General features: G+C 46.5%; 9 protein-coding genes. 8 read left to right on the top strand and 1 reads right to left on the bottom strand.

The window, feature by feature from the left end; genetic code table 11:
* The 8 genes from VN105_RS01715 to VN105_RS01680 all read left to right on the top strand — a co-directional run.
* A partial coding sequence (locus VN105_RS01715; protein WP_325637303.1) for a 3-oxoacyl-[acyl-carrier-protein] synthase III C-terminal domain-containing protein occupies positions 1 to 481 on the top strand: 481 nt, incomplete at its 5' end.
* Between the two features lie 24 nt (positions 482 to 505).
* A complete protein-coding gene (locus tag VN105_RS01710; protein WP_325637300.1) occupies positions 506 to 904 on the top strand; it encodes a hypothetical protein in 399 nt (132 codons plus the stop codon).
* A 90-nt stretch (positions 905 to 994) separates the two neighbouring features.
* On the top strand, positions 995 to 1,999 hold the full coding sequence (locus VN105_RS01705; protein ID WP_325637298.1) for a BtrH N-terminal domain-containing protein: 1,005 nt from the start codon (positions 995 to 997) through the stop codon (positions 1,997 to 1,999).
* Between the two features lie 18 nt (positions 2,000 to 2,017).
* Complete coding sequence (locus VN105_RS01700; RefSeq protein ID WP_325637296.1) at positions 2,018 to 2,764, top strand: ABC transporter ATP-binding protein; 747 nt, start codon at positions 2,018 to 2,020, stop codon at positions 2,762 to 2,764.
* A 32-nt stretch (positions 2,765 to 2,796) separates the two neighbouring features.
* On the top strand, positions 2,797 to 4,089 hold the full coding sequence (locus VN105_RS01695; protein ID WP_325637294.1) for an ABC transporter permease: 1,293 nt from the start codon (positions 2,797 to 2,799) through the stop codon (positions 4,087 to 4,089).
* A 92-nt stretch (positions 4,090 to 4,181) separates the two neighbouring features.
* Positions 4,182 to 4,439 (top strand): phosphopantetheine-binding protein, encoded by a 258-nt coding sequence (locus VN105_RS01690; RefSeq protein WP_325637292.1) that lies wholly within the window; start codon positions 4,182 to 4,184, stop codon positions 4,437 to 4,439.
* Positions 4,440 to 4,452: 13 nt separating this feature from the next.
* Positions 4,453 to 5,667: a beta-ketoacyl-[acyl-carrier-protein] synthase family protein gene (locus tag VN105_RS01685; RefSeq protein ID WP_325637290.1), complete on the top strand. Its 1,215-nt coding sequence runs from the start codon at positions 4,453 to 4,455 to the stop codon at positions 5,665 to 5,667.
* Positions 5,668 to 5,683: 16 nt separating this feature from the next.
* Entirely contained in the window at positions 5,684 to 6,700 is a 1,017-nt protein-coding gene (locus VN105_RS01680) for a beta-ketoacyl synthase chain length factor (RefSeq protein ID WP_325637288.1), read from the top strand.
* Here VN105_RS01680 and VN105_RS01675 read toward each other — a convergent pair.
* Positions 6,697 to 7,416, bottom strand: a complete 720-nt coding sequence (locus tag VN105_RS01675) for a PDDEXK nuclease domain-containing protein (RefSeq protein ID WP_325637286.1) — start codon at positions 7,414 to 7,416, stop codon at positions 6,697 to 6,699. The two genes, VN105_RS01680 and VN105_RS01675, sit on opposite strands and share 4 nt — an antisense overlap.
* Positions 7,417 to 7,549 lie beyond the last annotated feature (133 nt).

The following is a 7,549-nucleotide window of genomic DNA, read 5'->3' as shown; positions in this document are numbered from 1 at the left end:
TTATGCCAATGAACTGGAAACGTGTATGTATGCCGGCGCTATCAAACAACCGGACGGCACCACCACCGGGTGGATCGATATGACCCCGGAAGAATGGGCACAGCACAGTGTATTCTCCTTTAAGCAAGATACCCGGTTACTCGGTAAAAATATTGTTCCTTCCGGAGCACAGATGTGGAAAGAGCTCGTAGAGCGCCACCATATTAATCTTGATGAAATAGATTTCTTCCTGCCTCACCTGTCGTCTGAATTTTTCAGGTTAAAGATAGATGAGGAAATTACCCGGTTGGGTGTTCCTATCCCCCTGGAGAAGTGGTTTACCAACCTGGCCAATGTAGGTAATGTGGGTACCGCATCACCTTACCTGATGCTGGAAGAACTGATGAACACCGGCCGCTTTAAGAAAGGACAGAAAGTAGTAATGATGGTTCCGGAAAGCGCACGTTTTTCATATGCTTATGCGCATATTACTGTTGTATAGGCAATCACTTCTAAAACTGCTCTCATGAAAAAAGAGGAAGTACCGCAGGATAGTGATAATCTGCATGAAGGTACATTCAAGCAAATTATGTATGCGGTGGATAATTCCGGCAATTATGTGCAGGTGCAAAGTGCCGGCTGGGAGCCGGAAAATATTGCGCTTGACCAGGCATGGGAAGAAGTAAACGAAAGAGTAAAAGCAGCGCGTGCCCGGGTGGAAGCCGGCGAAATAAGCCCTGTAGCCTACTACATGGAGAAGAACCTGATGGATCTGCCTTTGCTGGCCAGCTATGTAGGCAAATTCCAATGGCAGGTGAAAAGGCACATGAAACCAGGCGTTTTCAAAAAGCTCAGCCCCAAACTATTGCAGCGTTATGCAGATGCCTTTAAAGTGAGTTTAACAGATCTTCTGCAGATCAAATAAAGCATAATGACAATAACGGATTTGTGGGTAGGTGTTATCCGATGATCTTCCCGCAGATCCGTTATTCGTAATGCTGCTACAAATAAAATTATGACTAATTCTTTTTTTCAACACAACCAGACCGCGCATTGTGAAAGTGGTGTAATATCAAACCTGCTGGGACACTATGGCTTAAAAATCAGTGAACCAATGGCATTTGGTATTGGTGCAGGTATCTTTTTTGGCCACCTGCCCTTCTTAAAGGTAAACGGCGTACCCGGTACCACCTACCGGATATGGCCGGGAGCTATTTTCCAACGGGTATGCAAGCGGCTGGGAGTGCGGATGGAGTCCCAGAAATTTTCTACACCGGAAAAAGGAATGCAGGCGCTTGACAAGGTAATTGAAGCAGGTATTCCGGTGGGGTTACAGTCCAGCGTATATTACCTGCCTTACTTTCCCGCTTCTTACCGGTTTCATTTTAACGCACATAACCTGGTTGTTTACGACAAACAGGACGGACAATACCTTGTAAGCGATCCGGTAATGGATTCAGTGACCACCATTGATCCCGAAAGCCTGGTGCAGGCCCGCTTTGCCAAAGGGTTTCCGGCCCCCAAAGGGAAAATGTACTACCCGGTACATGTACCTCCTTCCGCCTCATTTGAAAAGCCCGTCAAAGCGGGTATAGAACAGGCATGTCACTTTATGCTGAAAGTACCTATCCCCATGTTCGGTGTGAAAGGGATCCGCTTTCTTGCCAAAAGAGTGGCTAATTATGCCGAAAATCCCGGCGACCGGAAAGCCACGTTGTACCTGGGAAATATTATCCGTATGCAGGAAGAGATCGGTACCGGTGGCGCCGGCTTCCGTTTCCTGTATGCCGCATTTTTACAGGAAGCTGCTGTGTTGCTGAAGAAAGATGAACTGAGTAAACTGGCAGGAGAACTGACCAAAACCGGCGACTTATGGCGTAATTTTGCCTTTGATGCCGGCCGTGTATGTAAAAGCAGATCAGCAGACAATGTTTCCTATAAAGAATTGAGCCAGATGTTACTGGAGTGCGCAGCATCTGAAGATGCTTTTTTCCGCAAACTGGCACAGGTGAAGTGGTAATTAAATATTTAAAGCATCATGTCCGGCATATCTGTAAAAGAACTATATAAAACCTACAAGGGTAGTGCAGAGCCCACACTGAAAGGACTTACGTTTCAGTTCGGGAAGGGAAAGATTGCCGGTTTGCTTGGTCCTAATGGCGCGGGCAAAACCACTACGATTTCAATATTATGCGGTATTGTACGGAGCGACAGCGGGGAAGTGATCATACAGGACTTAAAGCAGGAGGCCGCCCACAGGGAAGCCATTAAACATATTATTGGGATAGTACCGCAGCAGATAGCCCTGTATCCGCAACTTTCTGCTGTAGAAAATCTTACTTATTTCGGTAACCTGTACGGTTTTAAAGGGAAACCGCTGCAACAAAAAATTATGCATTACCTGGAGCTGTTTGGTCTGGAGAAAAGTGCGCATAAAGAAATACATAAATATTCCGGCGGAATGAAGCGGCGGGCCAACATTATTGCAGCTATCCTGCACAACCCCAAATTACTGGTGCTGGATGAGCCCACTGCAGGTGTGGATGTTCAGTCCCGTAGTATGATATTACAATTCCTGCGTGATTACAACAGCCAGGGAGCCAGCATCCTGTATACTTCCCATTTATTGGAAGAAGCGCAGTCGTTATGCGAAGAAGTGGTGATCATGGATGCAGGAAGAATGATTGTGCAGGGCAACCCGCTAACCCTGATACACCAGCATCCCGATTGTAATAACCTGGAAGACGTATTCCTGCATTTTACCGGAAACGCGCTCCGGGACTAATTTTTAAATGCTAAAGCGAAGGGCTAAAAGCGATGTTAAGACTACTGGCAACAATCAGGAAAGAGTGGCAATTACTGTTACGCGATAAAACAGGGATCATCCTCCTGTTTATAATGCCCGTGGTATTAATTACTGTAATGGCGCTGATCCAGGATGCCCCCTTTAAGGATTACCAGGATATCCGGTTTGATATTTTAACGGTAGATAATGACCATGGCCGTTTGGGCCGTTCTGTGAAAGAAGGCCTGGCTTCAGGCGGCCAATTCAATATCATTGATTCCGTTGATGGACGGCCGGTAACTGCCGAACGCGCCAAACAACTGGTGAACGAAGGCAAATATAAGATCAGCATTATCATACCCGCAGGGGCTACAGCAGCCATTGTGAGCAATGCCAACCGTATTGTGAATGATATCACGCACAGGATGGGCATGTCAGTGTCATTACCGGTAAAAAAGACGGTCGATTCATTAAATGTGACCATCTATTTTGATCCGGCTGCGAAGAAAGCGTTCAAAGGCGCCATTCATCAATCGGTAGATAACTTTCTTACACAGGTAGAAACCGATATGTTGCTGAGCCGCATTAAACAACAATTGCGGAGCAAAGACAGTACTGCCGGCGCTGCAGATACTTTAGCCATCCGCTTACAGGCCGTAGGGCTGAAGGAACAAAGTACCGGTACAGGGAAACAATTGGATGTAATTTCCAATTCTGTTCAGCACAACGTACCTGCCTGGAGTATTTTTGCCATGTTTTTTATTGTAATACCCATCGCAGGAAATATGATCAGGGAAAGGGAAGATGGCAGCCTGCTGCGGATGAAGCTGATACCGGGATCTTACCTGGCTATTCTTGCCGGTAAGATGCTGTTTTTTGTTGGCGTTTGTATCCTGCAGTTTTACCTGATGATGTTGGTAGGTATTTATGTATTGCCGCTGCTCGATTTGCCGCAGCTGGTAATGGGCCAGCATCCGGGAGCAACATTGCTGGTAGCCGGTGCAATAGGGCTGGCTGCAACGGCTTACGGGATCCTGATTGGTACGGTATTTAAAACCCCTAACCAGGCGCTGAACTTCGGGGCTATCTCTATTGTGATCTTGTCGGCCATTGGCGGCATATGGATACCCCTGGAGGTAATGCCCGCAAGAATGCAGCTGCTGGGGCATTTGTCGCCCTTAAGCTGGGGCCTCGATGCCATCAACGATATTTATTTACGTAACGGAGATATGGAATTTGTATGGAAGAATGTGCTGAGATTAATACTTACCGGACTGGCTATGCTGGCCATAGCCGGATGGGTGGAAAAAAGAAGAATGAACTGATAAATGTTTTCAAAACAATAGTAAAACTGTATTTTTACTCCCCACAAGGGCATTCGCCTGTTGTGAACAACAGGTGATAAACCTACAACATTATGGAAGAATTAAAAAAGAAACTGAAAGAACAGATCATTGAGGCACTCAACCTTCAGGATACCAAACCGGAAGACATTGATGACAATGCACCGTTATTTGGAGAAGGCCTGGGCCTCGATAGTATCGACTCACTTGAGCTGATGGTATTACTGGAAAGACAATACCACATCAAAGTAGAAGATCCCCGCGAAGGCCGTAAGATTTTGCAGTCAGTTCAGTCTATGGCAGCGTTTATCCAATCGAAACAACCGGCATAAGTAAGCAGGCTACATGGCGGAAAGAGTGTTTATAACAGGGATAGGAATGATCACCGCTATTGGTGATAATGTAGCCGGAAACCTGCGGAGCCTGCGGTTACAGCACAGCGGGCTGGGGTATAGCAGCTATATTGACACCATTTACAAAAATGTGTTGCCGGTTGCAGAAGTGAAACACGCCGGTGATTCCCTGTTTGCGCTTGCTGGTATGCCGGCAAAGGAGGGGTATACCCGTACCACCTTACTTGGACTGGCCGCCATGTGGGAAGCATTGAAGGATGCAGGTATTACCGACGTGCAATCTGCTCCCACAGGCTTTATCAATGCCAGCACGGTAGGCGGTATGTGCGATACCGAGAAGTTATATTTTGATATTATTGATCCTGGAAAGACAGGATCTTTTTTACAATACATAGATACACTGGATTGTGCGGACTGTACACAACGTATAGCCGATACCGTTGGATTCAGCGAGCATATTGCCACTATCAGCACAGCCTGTTCTTCATCTGCCAACGCGCTGATGTTTGGGGCACGGATGATTAAGCAGGGCATATTGCCACGGATGGTATGCGGCGGCACTGAAGCGCTTACCCGTTTTACGTTGAATGGATTCAACTCCCTTAAAAATGTGGATAAGCAGTTTTGCCGGCCATTCGATCAGCAACGTACAGGCTTGAACCTGGGCGAAGGTGCCGCGTACCTGGTGCTGGAAAGTGAATCTTTCGCCAGGGCCAATAACAGCCGTGTCCTGGCGGAGTTGAGCGGGTACTGTAATACCAATGAAGCTTTCCATCCAACCTCACCCTCGCCGGATGGCGATGGCGCCTACGAAGCCATGAAAACGGCGTTGGAAATGAGCGGGCATTCACTGGAAGAAGTATCCTACATTAATGTACATGGCACTGCCACCCTTAATAACGATGTTTCCGAAGGAAAAGCACTGGAACGTTTGTTTGGCGATAAAGTGCCCTTTTTCAGTTCCACCAAACCGTTTACCGGTCACACGCTGGCAGCGGCAGGAGCCATAGAAGCCATTTACTCCATACTGGCAATTCAACACGCGTTAATTTTTCCCAATCTCAATTTCTCAGAAAGAATGGAGGAATTGAACATCAGCCCGGTTACCACCCTGATGGAAGGATACCCGGTAAATCATGTTATTTCAAATTCATTCGGCTTCGGGGGCAACAACGCCTCCCTGGTGATCAGTAAATATGAAGGGTAAGTGTTACATACAAGCAATGGCGGCCATTTCCCCGCAACCAACTTTTGAGGGGGATATTTTTTCGGCACAGCTGGTACATACAGACAGTAATCTGCTTGCCTGTATAGAACCCGACTATAAACCATTCATTCCTGGCAATAGCCTGCGCCGTATGACGCGGGTGCTTAAAATGGGATTAACGGCTGCGCTTAAATGCAGCCAGGAGAGTGGCATTACCACGCCGGGCCCTATTGTGACCGGCACCGGCAAAGGCAGTTTGCAGGATACAGAAAAGTTTATCAAAGAAATCGCGGAATACAAGGAAACAGCGCTGAACCCCACTCCTTTTATTCAATCCACGTATAATTCTGTGAATGGATTAATTGCCTTACAACAAAAATGTACGGCTTATAACAATACTTTTGTACACCGCGGCTTTTCCTTTGAAAATGCATTGCTGGACAGCATGCTGTTGTTGCAGGAAGGCGCCACACATACGCTTACCGGTGCTTTTGAGGAAATTACAAAAGAACATTTTTACATCAAGAGCCGGATCGGTTTCTGGAAGGAGCAGCCTACAGACAACCGGGAGTTGTACCATCAGCTTTCACCAGGCAGCATTGCCGGGGAAGGCGCAACATTCTTCACACTAACGGGCACGCCTACCCCACAAAGTTATGCTGCTATTTCAGGCTTCAGGATGTTGTATAAACCAACCGGTAATAAATTAGCGGTCGCCCTGAAATCATTTACCCAAGCCCCTGATCTCATTATCACCGGCCGTAACGGCGACAGTAATTTTGAGCATTATTACCGGGAGCTGGATCAATGTTTCCCGGGCATACCTCAACTGCCATTCAAACATCTTTGCGGTGAATATGATACGGCAGGTGCGTTTGGTTTATGGTTGGCTGCGCGGATCATTAAGGCGCAGCAAATACCCGCAGCATGGTTTCCCGGTGTGGAGCATTTGCCAGCGCCTGTTCATTCCATTCTTTTCTATAATCACTTTTATGGTGAACAGCATGTTATGCTGAAGCTCGAAAGGGTTTAACTTTCACATCTTCTTAATTCACCTGCCAGGAATTGTTGTAACTGCTCTTTGGTGGGCAGTTGTACAGCATAGGTAGAAATAAACATCTGCTGGTCCATTCCTGAAGGAATGGCATATTCGGCAAGCGCTTCATCTTTATTGGTAACCAGCAGAATGCCGATCGGTGGATTATCGCCGGGCGCCGTCATTTTTGCTTTGAAATAGTTGAGGTAGGTGGTCAGCTGGCCTGCATCTGCATAGGTAAAATCACCTACTTTCAATTCAATCAGCACATGGCATTTCAGGATACGGTGGTAAAATACTACGTCAACAAAATAATATTCCTGGCCTATCAATATCCTTTTCTGCCGGCCTTCCAGGCAAAACCCATGACCCATTTCCAGCAGAAATTCCTGCAGATGGGTCAGTAGCTTCTGTTCAACCGTACTTTCTTTTTCTACTGCTTTTTGCGGAAGATCAAGAAATTCAAACGAATATACATTTTTGATGAGATCAGCAGGCGTTACCGGGCTTTCCGTTGATTGCTGTATTAACCGGGAAAGTTTGTGTGGGTCTTTGGCAAGGCCCATGCGCTCAAAATAAAGGCTGCCGATTTGCCTTTTTAATTCGCGGACGCTCCAGTTGCCTTTGATACATTCAACTTCATAAAAGGTGCGTTTGAAATCATCTTCTATCGTTAGCAAACTGGCAATGTGTGTAAATGACAGATTGTTCACGATTTTTTTACCTGAAACTCTGCCGATTTCTATGGAGGTTGTTAGCGAAGATCCATCCGGATTATTTGAAGCTGCTGATTTATCAGACACTGTCTGATGAATTTTATCTATCTGATTATCAGTTGTTTGGAAT

The organism is Chitinophaga sp. (genome assembly GCF_035564935.1).
Taxonomy (GTDB): domain Bacteria; phylum Bacteroidota; class Bacteroidia; order Chitinophagales; family Chitinophagaceae; genus Chitinophaga.
This window is presented reverse-complemented; position numbering and strand designations above follow the sequence as displayed.

Excerpts from the sequence above, each read along its gene's own strand:
- VN105_RS01710 (WP_325637300.1), top strand. The coding sequence starts at position 506 with ATGAAAAAAGAGGAAGTACCGCAGGATAGTGATAATCTGCATGAAGGT.
- VN105_RS01705 (WP_325637298.1), top strand. The coding sequence starts at position 995 with ATGACTAATTCTTTTTTTCAACACAACCAGACCGCGCATTGTGAAAGT.
- VN105_RS01700 (WP_325637296.1), top strand. The coding sequence starts at position 2,018 with ATGTCCGGCATATCTGTAAAAGAACTATATAAAACCTACAAGGGTAGT.
- VN105_RS01695 (WP_325637294.1), top strand. The coding sequence starts at position 2,797 with ATGTTAAGACTACTGGCAACAATCAGGAAAGAGTGGCAATTACTGTTA.
- VN105_RS01690 (WP_325637292.1), top strand. The coding sequence starts at position 4,182 with ATGGAAGAATTAAAAAAGAAACTGAAAGAACAGATCATTGAGGCACTC.
- VN105_RS01685 (WP_325637290.1), top strand. The coding sequence starts at position 4,453 with ATGGCGGAAAGAGTGTTTATAACAGGGATAGGAATGATCACCGCTATT.
- VN105_RS01680 (WP_325637288.1), top strand. The coding sequence starts at position 5,684 with ATGGCGGCCATTTCCCCGCAACCAACTTTTGAGGGGGATATTTTTTCG.